Source organism: Micromonospora sp. NPDC049051 (assembly GCF_043197575.1).
Lineage (GTDB): Bacteria > Actinomycetota > Actinomycetes > Mycobacteriales > Micromonosporaceae > Micromonospora.
Map to the genome: position 1 here is coordinate 687,018 of NZ_JBICTL010000001.1, position 15,953 is coordinate 702,970.

The window sequence follows — 15,953 nt, forward strand, 5'->3', positions numbered from 1 at the left end:
GCGAGTCGCCCGGCGTGTCGTCGTCCTCGAGCAAGCCCGGCAGCGCCACCGAGAAGCCCGGGCCGGACCACTCCGGTTACGCCGCCATCCGTTCGGTGTTGCGGATCACCCCGTTCCGCCGGCTCTGGATCGTGCTCGGCGCGGCGTCGTTCGGCGACTGGTTCGGCCTGCTCGCCACCAGCGTCTTCGCCGCCTCCCAGGTCGAGGGGAGCACCGCCCAGGGTGCCGCGTTCGGTGGCGTGATCGCCATCCGGCTGCTGCCGGCGCTGGTGCTCGGCCCGGTCGCCGGCGTACTGGCCGACCGGTTCGACCGGCGCTGGACCATGGTCATCTGCGACGTGCTGCGCTTCCTGCTCTTCGCCTCGATCCCGCTCGCCGCGCTGCTCGGCGCCCCCGGCGGCGCGGTGGTCGCCTGGGCGGCGATCGCCACCTTCCTGATCGAGTCGATCACGCTGCTGTGGATCCCGGCGAAGGAGGCCGCGGTCCCCAACCTGATCCCGCGCGCCCGGCTGGAGGCCGCCAACCAGCTCACGCTCATCACCACGTACGGCCTCACGCCGGTCCTCGCCGCGCTGGTCCTCGCCGCGCTCGACGGCATCGTGCGGGCGGCCACCGGAGGCTCGACGCCGAACTGGGCCGCGCCGGCCGACCTGGCGCTCTGGTTCAACGCGTTCTCCCGGCTGGCCACCGCGCTGGTGGTGGCGTACGGCATCAAGGAGATCAGCCAGGGCAAGGGCGGCGAGCGGGACGGCACCGAGCAGAGCATGCTGCGCCAGTTCAAGGAGGGCTGGCGCTACATCGGCCAGACCCCGCTGGTCCGCGGCCTGGTGCTCGGCATCTTCGGCGCGTTCGCCGGCGGCGGCATCGTGATCGGCACCGCCAAGTTCTTCGCGACCTCGCTCGGCGCCGGTGACGCGGCCTTCTACCTGCTCTTCGGCGCCATCTTCGTGGGTCTCGCGCTCGGCATCGGGCTCGGCCCGATGATCGTCAAGGAGATGTCCCGCCGGCGCTGGTTCGGCATGAGCATCGTGCTGGCCAGCGCCTCGGTGATGGCCCTGGCCTTCGCCATCCACCTCTCCATGGCGATGGTCGGCGCGGTCCTCGTCGGCGCGGGCGCCGGAATGGCGTTCCTCTCCGGCACCACCCTGCTCGGCGGGGAGATCGCCGACGAGGTGCGCGGCCGGGTCTTCGCCGTGGTGCAGATCGGCACCCGGCTGGTGCTGATCCTCGCGATCGGCCTCAGCAGCCTGCTCGCCGGCGTCGGCGGCTCGCGCCGGCTGGAACTGGCCGACCTGGGCGTGTCGATCTCGTCCACCCGACTGCTGCTGCTCGCCGCCGGGGCCGCCGGCATCTTCGCCGGGATCAGCGCGTTCGGGCAGATGGACGACAAGAAGGGCGTCCCCGTCCTGGCCGACCTCTGGGGCTCGATCCGGGGCCGCCCGCTGATGCCGGCCGAGCCGTTCGTCTCCGCCGGCCTCTTCGTGGTCTTCGAGGGCGGTGAGGGCGCCGGCAAGTCCACCCAGCTCGCCGCGCTCGCCGAGCGGCTGCGCGGGCAGGGACGCGACGTGGTGGTGACCCGTGAGCCGGGCGCCACCGCCGTCGGCGAGCGGATCCGGTCGCTGCTGCTCGGCGCGCCCGGCTCCGACGTGCCGTCGCCGCGCGCCGAGGCGCTGCTCTACGCCGCCGACCGGGCGCACCACGTGGCCACCGTCGTCCGGCCGGCGCTCGTGCGGGGCGCGGTGGTGATCAGCGACCGGTACGTCGACTCGTCGCTGGCGTATCAGGGGGCGGGGCGGACGCTCCCCGTCGACGAGGTCTCCTGGCTGTCGTCCTGGGCCACCGGGGGGCTCAAGCCCGACCTGGTGGTGCTGCTGGACGTCGACCCGCGTACCGGCCTGTCCCGGGTGGCCAGCCGTGCCGAGGCGGCCGACCGCCTGGAGGCCGAGTCCGTCACCTTCCACGAGCGGGTCCGCTACGCCTTCCTCGACCTCGCCGCCGCCGACCCGAAGCGCTACCTGGTGCTCGACGCGTCCCGCCCGGTGGAGGAGATCGCCGGGCAGGTCAGCCGTCGGGTCGAGGAGATGCTCGGCGCCCCGGGCGGCATCGTGCACCCGCGCCCCGCGAACGGGCCGGACACCTCGGTGCAGCCGGAGTTATCCGAATCGGAGCTGGTACCGATGGAGCACCGGACCTGATGCCCGACGTCTTCGCCGACCTGGTCGGGCAGGACGAGGCGGTCGACACGCTGCGCCGTGCCGCCGCCGCGGCGTCCGCCGTGCTGCGTGCCGCCGCCGTCGCGCCCACGACCGACGCCGCCGGGGACGAGTTCGACGCGCTCGCCGAGGAGTCGGACGGCCCGCCGCCGCCGGCCGCCGTCGACGCGGGGGCGGGGATGACGCACGCCTGGATCTTCACCGGGCCGCCCGGCTCGGGGCGGTCGGTGGCGGCGCGGGCCTTCGCCGCCGCGCTCCAGTGCGCGTACGGCACCGGCTGCGGCACGTGTCCCGGCTGCCACACCACAATGGCGGGCACGCACGCCGACGTCCGACTGGTGGTGCCGGAGGGGCTCTCCATCGGCGTCAACGAGATGCGGGCGCTGGTGCTGCGCGCCGCCAGCACCCCGTCGGGCGGGCGCTGGCAGGTGGTGATCATCGAGGACGCGGACCGGCTCACCGAGGCCGCCGGCAACGCGCTGCTCAAGGCCGTCGAGGAGCCGCCACCGCGTACGGTCTTCCTGCTCTGCGCCCCGTCCACCCACCCGGACGACATCTCCGTGACCATCCGGTCGCGCTGTCGGGTCGTACCGCTGGGGCAGCCCTCGCCGGACGCGGTGGCCGAGGTGCTGGTCCGCCGGGACGGCGTCGCGCCCGACGTGGCGCGGTGGGCTGCGGCGGCGGCGCAGGGGCACGTGGGCCGGGCCCGCCGGCTGGCCCGCGATCCGGAGGCGCGCAAGCGTCGGGAGGCCGTCCTCGCGGTGCCGCGCCGGCTGACCGGCGTGGGTGCCGCGTTCGACGCGGCGTCGGCGCTGATCGAGGCGGCGGAGGCGGAGGCCGAGGCGTCCGTCGCGGAGGCCGACGCGGCCGAGCGGGCGGCGCTGGAGACCGCGCTCGGCGCCGGCGGCACCGGGCGCGGGGCGGCCGGCGCGATCCGGGGCGCCGCCGGGCAGCTGAAGGACCTGGAGAAGCGGCAGAAGAGTCGGGCCACCCGGGCACAGCGGGACGCGCTCGACCGGGCGCTGGTCGACCTGGCCGGCTTCTACCGCGACGCGCTCACCATGGCGCTGCGTGCCCCCGTGGCGCCGGTGCACACCGACACCGCCACGCTGGCCGGGGCGGGCGCGCAGAAGTGGGACGCCGAGGGGGCGCTGCGCCGCCTGGAGGCGGTGCTGGAGTGCCGCGCGGCCATCGAGGCGAACGTCAAGCCCCGCATCGCCGTCGAGGCGATGATGCTCTCGCTCTGGAAGGGCTGAGCGCACCGACCACCTCCGGTCCCGCCGGCCGGACCGGCTGTCCACAGGCATCGACACGCGCGATTGCTGTGCGGTACGGTCCGGTGTGCCGTGGTGACGGTGGCGGCACGCACAGTGATTTCCTGCTCGGGAGGAGTCCGCCGATGCCGCGGGGGGAGATCGACGAGGCCTGGATCGAGGAGGCGGTGCGGCGCTACCGCCGCATCGAGTCCCTTCAGGCCGAGTTCGACCAGGCGGTGTCGACCGTCGAGGTGACCGTCCGATCGCCCGACGGGCTGGTGGAGGTGATCGTCACCGCCGGCGGGCGGATCACCGACGTGCGGTTCCTCGGCCCGCTGCACACCCGCAACCCCCGTGACGTCGCCGGCTCGGTGCAGGCGGCGGTCACCGCGGCTGCCGACGCCGCCCAGTGGGCCCGGGAGAAGCTGCACAACGAGACCTTCGCCGCCTACCGGCCGCTGGCGGGAGCCTGAGATGGAGAGCCTGCGCGCCCTCGCCGCCCGGCTCGACGCGGCGAGCGAGACCATGACCACCGTGTCCCGCACGGTCACCGCCGGTGACCCGGCCCAGGTCGCGTTCGGCGCCGACGCTCCCGGCCGGCCCGGCGAGATCGGGCGGGCCCTGCACCGGCAGTGGACCGCCGCCACCGGCGACCGGGCCCGGGAGGCGCACGCCGCCGCCCAACGGTTGGCCGCCGCCGCGACGGCGGTGCGGGCCGCCGCCGACCGTTACGCCGACGTCGACCGCGCCGCGCACCACCGGCTGACCGGGGAGGTGTGATGGACGCGCTGGACCGGCTCGCCGAGCCCGGCCTCGACCTGCTCCGCCGCGTCGACACGCTGCTCGCCGCCGGAGCCCCCGAGGGCCACCGCGTGTGGCCGCTGCTGCGGCGGATGCAGGTGCTCCCCGGCGAGGCGGTCCGCAACTTCCTCGACCTGCATCCGGCGCCGTTGGCTGCCGCCGGGCACAGCGCGCGCCGCCTGATCCGGGGCTACGACGACGCCTGCGCCGCGCTGACCGACCCGGTGCTCTGGTCCGGCCCGGCCGCGTCGTCGTACGGGCAGGCGCGGGCGGCGCTGCTGCGCCACCTCGACGAGGGGCCGGACAGCCTGGTCGGCCGGCTGGAGTCGACGGCCGGCTACGCCGACGCGCTCGCCGACTGGGTGGAGGGCAGCCGGCTCGCCCTCGCCCGGGCGCTGGCCGACGTCCTGCGCTGCGCCGAGGCGGTGACCGTGGTCGCCGCGACGTCGTTGCCGACGGGGGTCGCGGGGCAGCGTGGGGCGGCGGGGCCCGGCGGGACCGAGGCCGCCGAGATCGCCGCGCGGGTGCTGGCGGTGCTCTGCGTCGCGTACGACGGGGCGGAGACCCTGCTGCGCCAGTGGGCGCCGAGCCTCGCCGAGGCCCGCTGGCGGGCGCCGGTGACCGAACGCCCCCGCTACGACACCCCCACCCGCGTCGGCTGGTGACGCGCACTCGGTGACCGCAACCACGAGCGCGGCCGCTCCGGGCGCACGTGCCGTAGTCGGGCGGCGACTGCCGGCCCGGTGGCCCCGGTCCCCGCGTCGTAGGGTGTGAGGCATGGGCATGCTCTGCGCGGTCAGCTTCCAGCGGTACGGGCGCCTCTACTACCTGGACCCGGGCGAGTTCCGCCCCCAGGTCGGCGACAAGGTGCTGGTGCCGACCGACGACGGGCCCGAGGTCGCCGAGTGCGTCTGGGCGGCGCAGTGGGTCACGGAGGAGACCGACGGCTTTCCCCGGCTGGCCGGCCTGGCCGGTGAGGAGGACCTCCGCCGCGACGAGGCGGTACGCCGCCGCAAGGCCGAGGCCAAGGTCGCGGCGAAGCGGCTGATCCGGGAGCACGCCCTGCCGATGAAGGTGGTGGCGATCGACCACGTCCTCGCCGCCGCCGAGGGTGGCGGCGAGCGGAGCACGATCTACTTCACGGCCCCCCACCGGGTGGACTTCCGGGCGCTGGTCCGGGACCTCGGCGCCACCCTGCACTGCCGGGTCGAGCTGCGCCAACTCTCCGCCCGGGACTCGGCGCGGGTGCAGGGCGGCATCGGCTCCTGCGGCCGGGACCTCTGCTGCGCCACCTTCCTCACCGACTTCGAGCCGGTCACCATCCGGATGGCGAAGGAGCAGGACCTGCCGCTCAACCCGCTGCGCATCTCCGGCGCGTGTGGTCGGCTGATGTGCTGCCTCAAGTACGAACACCCGCTCTACTCGGGTGGCGGCACCTTCCTGAAGGAGTGCAGCAAGGCCGGCTCGTGCGGCCCTCGCCGGGCGTACGACACCCGGACCAGCCCCGCCTGACGGGCGGACGCGGCGCGCCGACGTGGAAAGAGGGTCGCCCTCCGCGCCGGAAACGCGGAGGGCGACCGGTGTACGGGATTGCCGGTTACCGGACGTCGGTGAGACCGTAGGCGCGGTCGATGGTCTGCAAGACGCGATTGCCCGACCGGTCCCACGCCTCGGTGCGTACGGACACCGCACCGCTGGTCCCGGCCAGCTTCGGGTGTACGACCAACGCGTGGTAGCTGCCGCCGAGCCCCGGCACGACGACCGCCTGCTTCCAGGTGGCCCCGTCGTCGTACGACACCCACGTACGCAGCCCGGCGATCCGGGGAGCGTTCGGCGCGGCGTGCGGGGTGACCTCGAACCGGTACGCCCGCCCGGCCATCGTGGTGTCGGTCAGCGACAGGTCGAAGTCGTGTTCGAGCTGGATCAGCGGCTGCCAGTCGCACCGGCCGCTACCGATGCGGATCTGCTCGGTGTAGCAGGACGCCGGCTCCTGCACGGTGCCGGTCGCGCTGGTCGACCGGAACGTCCAGTCGGTGGCGATCCGCTTCGCCAGGTTCTGCCCGGAGAAGTTGTCCTGGCGGACGGTGCGCAGCGTGTACTGGCCCGGCGTCGACGGCACGGTCCAGTGCATGAAGTTCGTCCCCCGGCCTGGTGGCGGATTCGGGGTGACGGGGACGCCGTCGCGTTCGAGGGTCGCCTGCACCTGTCGGGCGCCGGAGACGGAACTGGTCAGGTCCGCCGCTGACGATGAGCGTTCCAGCAGGTAGATGGTGTCCCCGTCCCGGCAGCCCATGCAGGTGCTGGACAGGGACGGGTGGCTCGGCAGGGTGCCCAGCACGACCGGCGGCTGGTGGATCTTCTCGGTCCTCGTGACCGGCCGGGGGAACATGCCCACGTGGTCGGAGCCTCGGCTGGCCCCGTCGGCGGGGTTGCGCACGGTGAAGTACCGCGCCCAGAGGATCTCCGGACCGGACGTGTTGTAGTACTCGGTCCGGGCGACCGGCACGTTGTAGGCGTGCGCGGCGTTGGCGCTGAAGTTCTGCCCGGGAGAGTACGTGTGGCTGACCTCGTGCGCGTTCGTCTCGTACTGCGGCGCGGAGACCTGGGCGTGCTGCTCGCTGCGCACCTGGACGAGGTCCCGGTGCCGGACGCTGCCGACCGGCTTGGCGGGCATCCGGCCTTCGGTGTGGTGGCGCAGCTTGTACTCGTACGGGCTGACGACCTGGGCGTCGATGTCGACGAAGGGACGCTTCGCACCGGCGAGCACCTTCGCCACCTTCGCCCCCTGGTCACCGTCGAGCCACAGCAGCGGCAGCCGGGGCTTGACGACGTCGTACGGGGGGATCTGTTCGTAGGAGCCGGGATCGTTGCGGCCGGCGAAGTACTGGAGCACGCCCGCCGCTCCGGCCTCGGTGGCCCGCTCGATGTCGTCGACGTACCAGACGTCGGCCGGGGTGTCGAGGAAGACGAGCTTGCCCCTGACGTCCCGCCCGGCCAGCAGGTCCGCCCGGCTGGCGAGCTGGAGCCGCTGGTCGGTGGTGAACTTGGGCGCGAACTCGGCGTCGGTCAGGTACGTCGGGTTGACCTTCACCCGGCCGTTGCCGTGCACGGTGGTGGTGGCCTCCGGCGCGGCGAGCAACTGCTCGAACCAGGTCCAGTAGTCACCGATGGTCGGCTTGACCCGGGTCGGTACGACGTGGGTCCGCCAGCTGTACGCGTGCCCCGGACCGCTGTACCAGATGCTGGCGTAGTTGGCGCCGGACGCCGTGGAGAAGCTGCTGCCCATGGCCCGGTGCACCGCCTCGCTCGGCAGCGGCGTGTCGATCTTCTCGACCTCCACGAGGTCGCGGGCGAGGTCGTACTCGATGGTGGTGTTCCCGGTGATCTTGTATTGCGGGTCCTCGATCCAGGCCTGGTGCCGGAACGACCTCCCGTCGCCCCAGTAGGCGCCCCAGCAGCTCACGTGGTACTCGCCGTCCGGGACGTATCCGGTGCCCTGCATGTCCTTGCCGCCCAGCGGGACGGACATCATGACCTGGTAGTTCGTGTCGTCCCGGAGGTTGCGGAAATCGCAGGGGGCGGCGCCGATGGCGAGGGGCTCGCCGGGCCGGCTGAGGATCCGGGTGGTGACCTGACGCATCGGCGGCTGTCGGATGAGCCCGACCGCGAGGGTCAGCCGGGTCCCGGTGGCCTCGTCGGTGGCGACGAACGACCCGGTGTAGCTGCCGATGTCGAGCCCGGTGGCGTCGAGGGTCAGCGTGGCCTGCGCGGTGCCGCGGGCCGGCACGGTGACCGAGGCGGGCGTGGAGAGGGCGCCGGTGACGTCGCCCCCGCCGACTCTGCGCAGCGTCGGGGTCAGGGTGAGGGTGACCGGCTGGTCGGTGGGATTGTGGTAGCCGACCTGCCGCTCGATGCGGGGCTCGGTGTTCGGCGACACGGTGCCGAAGTCGACGTTCACCGTGCTGGTGGTGACCTGCTGGCGGACCGCGCGGGCCAGGTCCAGCCGGCCGGCGCCCTGTTCGTAGGCGGTGTGGCCGTTGTCCTTGCTGGTGCCGATCAGCGTCGGCTTGAGCTGGGCGGCGGTCCAGTCCGGGTGCTGCTGGGCCAGCACGGCGGCGGCGCCCGCCACGTGCGGAGTCGCCATCGAGGTGCCGTTCGCCGAGGTGTAGAGGTTGTCGACCGGGGTGCCCATCGAGGTGCCGGTGGCACGGGCGGCGACGATCCCCACGCCGGGGGCGGAGATGTCCGGCTTGATGGCCCGGTCACCGAGCCGGGGGCCACGGCTGGAGAAGCTGGCGAGTTCGTCCGTCTTCGAGGTCGCACCCACGGTCAGCGCCGCGTCCGCGGCACCCGGGGCGCCGACGGTGTTCTCCTGGCCGGAGTTGCCCGCGGCGATGACGAAGAGCGTGCCCGTCTCGGCGGTCAGCCGGTTGACCGCCTGGCTGGCCGGATCGGTGCCGTCGGTCGGCGCGCCACCGAGGCTCATGCTGACGACCTTCGCGCCGCTGGTGGTGGCCCACTCCATCGCGTCGATGATCCACGACATGTCGCCGCTGCCGGCGTCGTCGAGCACCTTCGCGACGAGCAGGTCCGCGCCGGGGGCGACGCCCTTGCGCGCCCCGGCCGAGCCGGCGCCCGTGCCGGCGATGGTGGCCGCGACGTGGGTGCCGTGGCCGTGCCCGTCCGCCACCGACTCGACGTTCGGCACGAAGCTCTTCGAGCTGACGACCTTGCCCCGCACGTCCGGGTGGTCGGCGTCGATGCCGGTGTCGAGCACCGCAACCTTTACCCCGGTGCCGTCGAGCCCGGCGGCCCACGCCTGCGGCGCACCGATCAGCGGCACGCTCTCGGCGAGGTCGACCTGCACCTTCTGGTCCAGCCACACCTTGCCGACTCCCGAGCCCAGCGCCGGTGCGGCGGTCGCCGCCGCCGGCCCACGGGCAGCGGCGGCCCGGTCGGCGCCACCGGTCAGCGCGGTCCAGAACTCATCCGTCCGGGCCTTGTCCACGACCAGGCCCGCGCCGGCCACGCTGGGCAGGTCACGCCGTACGGTGGTGCCGGGCAACGCCGCCGGGGCGGCCTTCCGGGCCGTCGCACCGGCGCCGTAGCTCACGATCACCGGCATCGTCCGGGCGGCGTCGTCGCCGTACCCGTTGCGGGCCAGGTACCGCACGTCGAACAGTTCCCGGTCCAGCAGGCCCCTGGCCACCAGATCCTGCGCCGACTGGGGAATCACGTAGACCCCGGTCGGGTCCGAGTAGGAACGGAAACCGTCCGCCGCGGCGGGGCCGTCCGGCGAACTGATCACCGTGGCGCTGCTCCGGCCGTCCGTTCCTTCCGCGTACCGCACCCGGTGGCCGGTGATCAGGGTGACGGTCGCCTCGAGGCCATCGCCGGTGCCGGTGGTCGTCGTGGTCGGCTCCGGTTCGCCGGCCGTCGGTGCGGCGGTCACCGGTGACGGAACCCCGATGGTGGCGACGGCCACCGCGACGGCGAGGCCGCAGGCGACCCCGCCACGCCGTGATCGCCGTTGGATCAGGCTCGACATGAATATTCCTCTCCAAAGGGGTGTACGCAGGGGGAACGGATGCGTTCCGTGGAGCTTCGCAGCGGCTCCGGCGTCACGGAAGCCATCCGTCTGCCTGGTTCACGCCACTGGCGTGAATGGGGCACCCTCCGGAAGGGACCCTCGCCGGCCCAGGTGACGGTGGGTACGGACCAGATCACGCGGTCAGACGAGCAACCGCGCGACCCTTGTCGCCACCGCCGGGCAGGGGCAGCATGACCGGATGCGGGATGATCAACGGTCGATCCCCGACCTTGGCCTGTCCCCCGGGCAGCAGGCCCTCTACGAGTCACTGGTCGCCAGCCCGGACCCGGTGTCGGCCGACGTCGCCGGGACCGCCGACTTCGCGCGCCTGGCCGAGCTGGGCCTGGCCACCCGGCTGCCCGGTCAGCCTCCCCGGTGGACGGCGGTGGCACCCGACGTCGCGCTGGGCTCCCTGCTGTCCGAACGCCGGGAGTCCCTGCGCGAGCTGCGCCAGCGGGTGACCCGGATGGCCGACCGGTTCCAGCGAGCCGCCACCGCCGAACACTCGGAACTGGTCGAGGTGCTGCACGGCCGCGCCGCCATCCACGCCGCCTTCCAGGAGCTCAGATGCAGCGCCGAGCGGGAGTTGCTGATCTTCGACGCGCCGCCGTACCTGAACGCGTTCGCATCGCCCTCCGAGGAGGCGGAGCGTCGGGAGGTACGGATGCGCACCATCTACGACCGGGAGGGCGTGGCCATCCCGGGGCGCCTCGCCCAGCTCGCCCGCTTCGTCTCCGCGGGTGAGCAGGCCCGGGTCGCGGACGTGCCGATGAAGTTGATGCTCTGCGACCGGCAGGTCGGCCTCGTACCGTTGCGACCGGACCTCGCGCTGGAGACCTGTCTGCTGGTCCGCGACTCCGTCCTGCTGTCGGCACTGTCGGCCCTCTTCGAGAGCCTGTGGGAGCGGGCCGTGCCGCTGGACGTGGGGGTCCGGCAGCGGGTCGAGTCGGACCCGGACGCGCCGTCGGACCTCGAACGTGACCTCCTCGCGCTGCTGGTTGCCGGACTGACCGAACAGGACGTCGCCGAACACCTCGGCCGCCACCCGCGCACCGTCCGCCGGCACATGAACCGGCTGTTCGCCCGGCTCGACGCGGTGACCCGGTTCCAGGCCGGCTACCAGGCCGTCCAGCGCGGCTGGCTGACCGCCGAAGAGCGGGAGGAGCTGTGTACGAACTGATCGGCGACGCCGAGGAGACGGCCTACGATTTGCTGCTCGAACGCCCCGGCACCACCCTCGCCGAGCTCGCCGCGATGTGGTCGGGGCCGGGCCGACTGGCCGACGCGCTCGCCCGGCTGGAGGCCGCCGGCCTGGTCGGCGTCCAGCCCGGAACCCCGCCCCGGTACACCGCGTCCGCCACCGACGTCGTCGCCGGGCTCCTGCAGGAGCGCAAGGCGTCCCTGGAGCGGACGCACGAGCACGTCCTGCGGCTCACGGAGGCGTACCGGGAGGCCCGCGCCGACGTGGACCCACACGTCGTCGAGGTGGTGCGGGGTCGCCGCGCGATGGAGCAGGCGGTCAACCAGGTGCAGCGCAGCGCCCGACGGGAGCTGTGCTGCTTCGACAAGCCGCCGTACGTCCACCTGCAGAGCACCGCCGCGACCGACCGGGAACTGCTCGCCGCCGGCGTGCAGTCCCGCTGCATCTACGACCGTACGGCCGTGGAGGAGAGCGGTGGGCTGCCCACGATCGAGGAGCTGATCCGCGCCGGGCAGCAGGCTCGTGTCCTGCCCGACCTGCCGATGAAGATGTACATGGCCGACGACCAGCGGGCGATCCTGCCGATGCAGCCCGGTCCCATCGGGCAGGAGAGCGCCATCATCGTCCACCCGTCGGCGCTGCTCGACGCGTTGCGCACGCTGTTCGACAGCCTCTGGAACCGGGCGGTGCCACTGCACCTGCCCGCCCAGCGCGGCGGCGGCGAGGGCCGGAACCGGGGCACCGAGATCGACGACGGGCGGTTGGTGGTGCTGCTGCTGTCCGGGTTGACCGACGAGGCGATCGCCCGCCAGATCGGCGTCGGCTACCGCACCGTGCAACGGCGGATCGCCACGCTGATGAGCGACCTCGGCGCGCGCACCCGGTTCCAGGCCGGCGTCCAGGCGGCGTTCCGCCAGCTCTCCTCCCGCCCCGCGGGTGGCGGCAGGCCGTCGCTGCCCGATGAGCGACGGTGAGCCGGCGGCCCCGGCTGCCGGCCGCGGCGGAAACCGGGGCGCCTCAGGTGATGGTGACGGGAGGCTCGGCCAGGCGGGGGCGCAGCGGCTGCCTCGGGACCAGCCAGGAGGACTCGGGGGACTCGTCGGGGTTGACCTGCCAGTCGCGGGCCACCCGGTCGACGGCGATCGGATAGATCGTCAGGGCGCCGTCGGGGTCGATGCGCAGCCGCAGGAACGCCTTCGCGTCCTCGATGCCCTGGCCGGCGAAGAGCTCGTTGACGTTCACCCCGAACGCGCCCGCCACCAGCAGGTACGCGGCCACCAACTGGCTCGCCACCAGCCCGATCACCGGCCCGTAGAGCACCGCCGCGGCGGCGGCCGGCAGCGGCCACGGCCAGTCGTAGAAGGGCAGCGCCAGCCACGCCCAGGTGCCGGCGGCGGCCAGCCCGATCTGGGCCAGGCCGTGGCCCACGCCGAGGATCCAGTGCCGGGCGTGCCGCTTCCCGCCCGAGCTGGGCGGCTTGGCGAAGAACGCCGCGCCGAGCATAGTGACGATCAGCATCGCCATCAGCGGCACGCTGAACAGCCGCTGCTCGGTGCCCTCCGGGTTGCTCGCGACCCCGGCCATCGCCAGCATCAGCAGCGTGTGCAGGGTGCCCAGCAGGGTGGTGAAGCCCGGGTTGCGCAGCGGCAGGCGGGGGAAGATCCCCCAGGCGTACCGCCGGGAGCGCGCGGCGTCCGGGTAGCTGCCGGCCAACTCGTACGGGTGGGAGGCGCTGGCCCGCCGGGCGAGGGTGTCGCGCGGCGGCACCTCGATCCGCTCCGGGAGCTGGTGCGTCGGGTAGAGGTACGCGCCGCCGCCCCCGCAGGTGATCAGCTGCCGCTCCGGGCCGGCGTACCGGGCGTAATGGTGCAGGTCACCGGAGATCAACAGCCGCACCTGGGCCCCGGTGGGCGCGACGATCGTACGGATGAAGTAGTCGATCGAGTCGTACGCCGTGGGATGGTCGACGGCCTTGACCCACGTCGGCGCCGGCACGGCCACGATCACCCGGCTCTGCGGGCCCAGCCGCTCGGCGACCCGGTCGAAGTAGGTGAGCTGCGGATCGTCGAGGTACGAGCCGGACTGGTCGTCGAGGCCGAGCAGCCACCAGTCGGCGGGCAGCTCGACGGCGAAGTACGAGCGGGACTGGCCCGTCTCCCAGCCCCCGAAGTGCCGGTCCCGGGACCGGACGAAGAGTCGCAGGAAGGCGGTCAGGCCGTCGTACCAGTCGTGGTTGCCCGGGACCGCGAAGAGCGTGGGCCGCTCGGGCGGCGTGACCGGCAGCGCGGCCTGGTAGGGCCCCTTGCAGCGGTCCTCGTACGCCTCGAACGCCGCCGACGGGTAGACCTGGTCGCCGCCCATCACCAGGGTCTGCGCGCGGGGCAGCCGGTGGCCGTCGACCGCCAGCTCCCGCTGGGCGATCAGGTAGGCCACCGAGTAGGTGGCGTTGAAGCCGTCGCCCAGGTCGGCCACGTAGTCCAGCCAGAGGCCGCCGTCCGGCCCGACCTGCCGCGCGATGCCCGCATCGAGGGAGTTCTGCAGCTCCCGCTTGTCCAGGTACGCCCCGAAGAGCATCGCCAGCAGCGTACGGATGCCGGTGCTGATCAGCAGGAACGGCGCGAGCCACGGCACCGGCTTGCGCGGCGTGAAGCCCAGCTCCCGGGGATCGGTGCCGCCCGGCCGACGCGCCGCCCGCCCGCCGCCCGCCTCGCTCGCGTGCGGGCTCTCCGCCGCGCCGTCCTGCGGATCCACGTCGGGGGCGCGATCGTCGTTCACCCGCCGCAGCGTAGTCCCGGCGGGCGGCGGTCGCTGTCCGGCGGGCGACGGTTCGGGCCCCGATGTCCGGATGGGGAACCCGCTCGGCCGCGCGGCGGGTCGTGCCGTACACTTGCTGATCGTTGCCGCCTTAGCTCAGTCGGCTAGAGCGACGCACTCGTAATGCGTAGGTCGACGGTTCGATTCCGTCAGGCGGCTCGGTGAAGAAGCCCAGGTCAGAGACCTGGGCTTCGCCGTTTCCCGAGGTCGGTCACGCCGCCGGTTGTGGTGCCGGTCCTTAGATAGTCCTCATGCCGCGCCGCCACTGCCTCGTCCAGCCGGTTGGCGACGGCGTCCAGGTCGTCACCGAAGAGGCCCGCGTACACGTCCAGCGTCATGGACGCCGAGGCGTGCCCGAGCATCCGCTGCACCGCCTTGATGTTGGCGCCTCCACCTTGTCCCCGTCCGGGGAGGCTGGACGGTCTACGACTGCCCGACGAGGAGATCCGCTACAGATTCGATGGCCCACGTTCCAGTATTGTCCCCCGTGGCCAGCGAGAAGGGGCGAGCCATGAGCCAGCGCGGACGGGCCTGGATTGTCATTGCATGCGTTTCAGCCGGCTCGTTGCTGGTAGGGCTGGTCGGCTGCCTTGGGGTGCTGGTACTACTGCTGCCGGACGGTGCAAAGCACGCCCACGAGTATCTGAGCCAGGTGCAGGTTGACGCCGCGTACCGCAAAGTGGGTGAGGGCGGCCAGGGTAACTGTAACTGCAACCTGGAGTACATCTATATCGGCCCGAGCCACATCGAGGCGGGCGAGGTCTTCTCAGGCCCTGCGCTCACCCTTAAGCCTGCCGACGGAACCAATGTGGTGTGGGATCGGCTCCTAGAGGGTGAAGGAGCTAGCGCGGCAAGCGGTAATTGTGAGGTAGTGGTTTATCGGTACCAGCGTGACCGTGAACCGTTTGACGGATGGAACCTCAAGAAGCTGCCCACCGACGAGCGGGCTCTTGTGGCGTCTGGCCAGCTAGTGGTTCTTTCTCTCTACGTGTCTTGTGCAGGCGACTACGGCTGACAGGGCGACCCGCCAAGGACCCGCCAGCCTTCCATGGACCACAAAGTGTGTGAGAGATGTCGAGAGGGGTTTCCGCTGCTAGAAGCTCGTCCGCACAGCTCGCCGGGTAGCCTATTCTGATGCGACCGGGGGCTCATGACCTGGCGAACGACGCCTACCATGAGCCGATGATCGAGCGAAGTCAGCGACGCGTACCTGTGCCGGTCGCCGCCGCCTCCGTGATTTTGCTCGTGGCGGCCGTGCTCCCCGCGTCGATGATGTTCACGAATGGCCCGTCCCTCGCCACCGGGTTGACAGGGGTGCTTCTTCTCCTGGCGTTGGCTTACGGCCTGTTGCGTGGTAGCGGCCGGGCCCGGTTCTGGACGACCGTCTTCTCGACCGCCAGCGTCGTGTCGTCGTGATCACCAAGGCTGGCGCGCTCGGGCTGCTGCAGATCGAGGGCGCGGCAGTGCTCGTCGGCCTGTTGCTGCTGCCCGCATCGTCCCGGCGGTCGTTTCACGACGTGCCGGTGAAGGAGTAGCGCGACCACCAGTCCGCCTGAGGTGCCCGGCCCTCGTCAACGAGCGGACGCGGTGACGGCCTCGCGGACGGCTCGCTCGTACTGGTCGCGGCGGAACACGAAGGGACCGAAGTCCGCGTAGTCGCGCCCGGGGCGGTAGGGCTGGACGAAGCCACGCCACGTCACCACGTCGTCAGCGGCGACCACCTGGGCGTTCAGCGGCCAGCAGCCGACCTCGCCGCAGTCACAACCGAGCAGGGCGATCGTGCCGCTCCCGGCCCGGTGGGCGGAGTCCGGCCGGCCGCTGAGGTAGGCGGTCAGGTCGCCGAAGGCGAAGCGGTCGAGAACGAGCCCGGCGTACTGGCCGGGCACATCGTGACCGGCGGCGTGCTCGTAGCCCGAAACCAGCTCCACCAGGCTCACCTCGTCGACGTACGGCAACAACTCGCGTGCCGGGTCCGGACCGTCGTCCCATGGTCGGATCTCGAAACGCACCTTGCGGATGAGCGGCTGGGGTCGCACGGGGCCAAGTCTGCCCCAGGGTCCCGTACGGCCGCGACGGCG

The 15,953-nt window shown here is 72.8% G+C and carries 15 protein-coding genes and 1 tRNA gene; 12 read left to right on the forward strand and 4 right to left on the reverse strand.

Features of this window, described 5'->3' with window-relative positions:
• Window positions 1–131 precede the first annotated feature (131 nt).
• From tmk to ACGFIR_RS03305, 6 genes are all read left to right on the forward strand, one after another.
• Window positions 132–2,195 (forward strand): dTMP kinase, encoded by a 2,064-nt coding sequence (gene tmk / locus ACGFIR_RS03280; protein ID WP_393001405.1) that lies wholly within the window; start codon window positions 132–134, stop codon window positions 2,193–2,195.
• Window positions 2,195–3,469: a DNA polymerase III subunit delta' gene (locus tag ACGFIR_RS03285; protein WP_393000931.1), complete on the forward strand. Its 1,275-nt coding sequence runs from the start codon at window positions 2,195–2,197 to the stop codon at window positions 3,467–3,469. The genes tmk and ACGFIR_RS03285 overlap by 1 nt, the downstream gene beginning before the upstream one ends.
• Window positions 3,470–3,612: 143 nt before the next feature.
• Window positions 3,613–3,942, forward strand: a complete 330-nt coding sequence (locus tag ACGFIR_RS03290) for a YbaB/EbfC family nucleoid-associated protein (RefSeq protein ID WP_393000929.1) — start codon at window positions 3,613–3,615, stop codon at window positions 3,940–3,942.
• A gap of 1 nt (window position 3,943) precedes the next feature.
• The gene (locus ACGFIR_RS03295; RefSeq protein WP_393000927.1) at window positions 3,944–4,249 is read left to right on the forward strand and encodes a hypothetical protein; all 306 of its coding nucleotides are present in this window, start codon (window positions 3,944–3,946) and stop codon (window positions 4,247–4,249) included.
• Window positions 4,249–4,935 carry a hypothetical protein gene (locus tag ACGFIR_RS03300; RefSeq protein WP_393000925.1) on the forward strand — a complete coding sequence of 229 codons (687 nt, stop codon included), beginning with the start codon at window positions 4,249–4,251 and terminating at the stop codon, window positions 4,933–4,935. Before ACGFIR_RS03295 ends, ACGFIR_RS03300 begins: the two co-directional genes overlap by 1 nt.
• Window positions 4,936–5,047: 112 nt before the next feature.
• Complete coding sequence (locus ACGFIR_RS03305) at window positions 5,048–5,782, forward strand: stage 0 sporulation family protein (protein WP_393142950.1); 735 nt, start codon at window positions 5,048–5,050, stop codon at window positions 5,780–5,782.
• Between the two features lie 85 nt (window positions 5,783–5,867).
• Here ACGFIR_RS03305 and ACGFIR_RS03310 read toward each other — a convergent pair whose 3' ends face one another.
• A complete protein-coding gene (locus ACGFIR_RS03310) occupies window positions 5,868–9,818 on the reverse strand; it encodes a S8 family serine peptidase (protein WP_393142952.1) in 3,951 nt (1,316 codons plus the stop codon).
• A 241-nt stretch (window positions 9,819–10,059) separates the two neighbouring features.
• On the opposite strand from ACGFIR_RS03310, the gene ACGFIR_RS03315 reads away from it, so the two are divergent.
• Window positions 10,060–11,040, forward strand: a complete 981-nt coding sequence (locus ACGFIR_RS03315) for a LuxR C-terminal-related transcriptional regulator (RefSeq protein ID WP_393000919.1) — start codon at window positions 10,060–10,062, stop codon at window positions 11,038–11,040.
• Complete coding sequence (locus tag ACGFIR_RS03320) at window positions 11,028–12,035, forward strand: hypothetical protein (RefSeq protein WP_393142954.1); 1,008 nt, start codon at window positions 11,028–11,030, stop codon at window positions 12,033–12,035. Before ACGFIR_RS03315 ends, ACGFIR_RS03320 begins: the two co-directional genes overlap by 13 nt.
• A 43-nt stretch (window positions 12,036–12,078) precedes the next feature.
• Here the strand turns inward: ACGFIR_RS03320 and ACGFIR_RS03325 are convergent, their stop codons facing one another.
• Window positions 12,079–13,956, reverse strand: a complete 1,878-nt coding sequence (locus ACGFIR_RS03325) for a metallophosphoesterase family protein (protein ID WP_393143734.1) — start codon at window positions 13,954–13,956, stop codon at window positions 12,079–12,081.
• Between the two features lie 4 nt (window positions 13,957–13,960).
• Between ACGFIR_RS03325 and ACGFIR_RS03330 the strand changes: the two genes are divergently transcribed.
• Window positions 13,961–14,034 (forward strand) — tRNA-Thr (locus ACGFIR_RS03330).
• Window positions 14,035–14,051: 17 nt separating this feature from the next.
• Here ACGFIR_RS03330 and ACGFIR_RS03335 read toward each other — a convergent pair.
• A complete protein-coding gene (locus tag ACGFIR_RS03335) occupies window positions 14,052–14,237 on the reverse strand; it encodes a hypothetical protein (RefSeq protein ID WP_393143736.1) in 186 nt (61 codons plus the stop codon).
• Between the two features lie 125 nt (window positions 14,238–14,362).
• Here ACGFIR_RS03335 and ACGFIR_RS03340 point away from each other — a divergent pair, with 125 nt between their 5' ends.
• From ACGFIR_RS03340 to ACGFIR_RS03350, 3 genes are all read left to right on the forward strand, one after another.
• Window positions 14,363–14,890, forward strand: a complete 528-nt coding sequence (locus ACGFIR_RS03340; protein ID WP_393142956.1) for a hypothetical protein — start codon at window positions 14,363–14,365, stop codon at window positions 14,888–14,890.
• A gap of 167 nt (window positions 14,891–15,057) precedes the next feature.
• Window positions 15,058–15,291, forward strand: a complete 234-nt coding sequence (locus tag ACGFIR_RS03345; RefSeq protein ID WP_393142958.1) for a hypothetical protein — start codon at window positions 15,058–15,060, stop codon at window positions 15,289–15,291.
• Window positions 15,288–15,410, forward strand: a complete 123-nt coding sequence (locus ACGFIR_RS03350) for a hypothetical protein (RefSeq protein ID WP_393142960.1) — start codon at window positions 15,288–15,290, stop codon at window positions 15,408–15,410. The genes ACGFIR_RS03345 and ACGFIR_RS03350 overlap by 4 nt, the downstream gene beginning before the upstream one ends.
• A 36-nt stretch (window positions 15,411–15,446) precedes the next feature.
• On the opposite strand, the gene ACGFIR_RS03355 is transcribed toward ACGFIR_RS03350, so the two are convergent.
• Window positions 15,447–15,911, reverse strand: a complete 465-nt coding sequence (locus ACGFIR_RS03355) for a hypothetical protein (RefSeq protein ID WP_393142962.1) — start codon at window positions 15,909–15,911, stop codon at window positions 15,447–15,449.
• Window positions 15,912–15,953 lie beyond the last annotated feature (42 nt).

Excerpts from the sequence above, each read along its gene's own strand:
- ACGFIR_RS03295 (WP_393000927.1), top strand. The coding sequence starts at position 3,944 with ATGGAGAGCCTGCGCGCCCTCGCCGCCCGGCTCGACGCGGCGAGCGAG.
- ACGFIR_RS03335 (WP_393143736.1), bottom strand. The coding sequence starts at position 14,237 with ATGCTCGGGCACGCCTCGGCGTCCATGACGCTGGACGTGTACGCGGGC.
- ACGFIR_RS03310 (WP_393142952.1), bottom strand. The coding sequence starts at position 9,818 with ATGTCGAGCCTGATCCAACGGCGATCACGGCGTGGCGGGGTCGCCTGC.
- ACGFIR_RS03285 (WP_393000931.1), top strand. The coding sequence starts at position 2,195 with ATGCCCGACGTCTTCGCCGACCTGGTCGGGCAGGACGAGGCGGTCGAC.
- ACGFIR_RS03315 (WP_393000919.1), top strand. The coding sequence starts at position 10,060 with ATGCGGGATGATCAACGGTCGATCCCCGACCTTGGCCTGTCCCCCGGG.
- ACGFIR_RS03345 (WP_393142958.1), top strand. The coding sequence starts at position 15,058 with ATGATCGAGCGAAGTCAGCGACGCGTACCTGTGCCGGTCGCCGCCGCC.
- ACGFIR_RS03290 (WP_393000929.1), top strand. The coding sequence starts at position 3,613 with ATGCCGCGGGGGGAGATCGACGAGGCCTGGATCGAGGAGGCGGTGCGG.
- ACGFIR_RS03305 (WP_393142950.1), top strand. The coding sequence starts at position 5,048 with ATGGGCATGCTCTGCGCGGTCAGCTTCCAGCGGTACGGGCGCCTCTAC.
- ACGFIR_RS03300 (WP_393000925.1), top strand. The coding sequence starts at position 4,249 with ATGGACGCGCTGGACCGGCTCGCCGAGCCCGGCCTCGACCTGCTCCGC.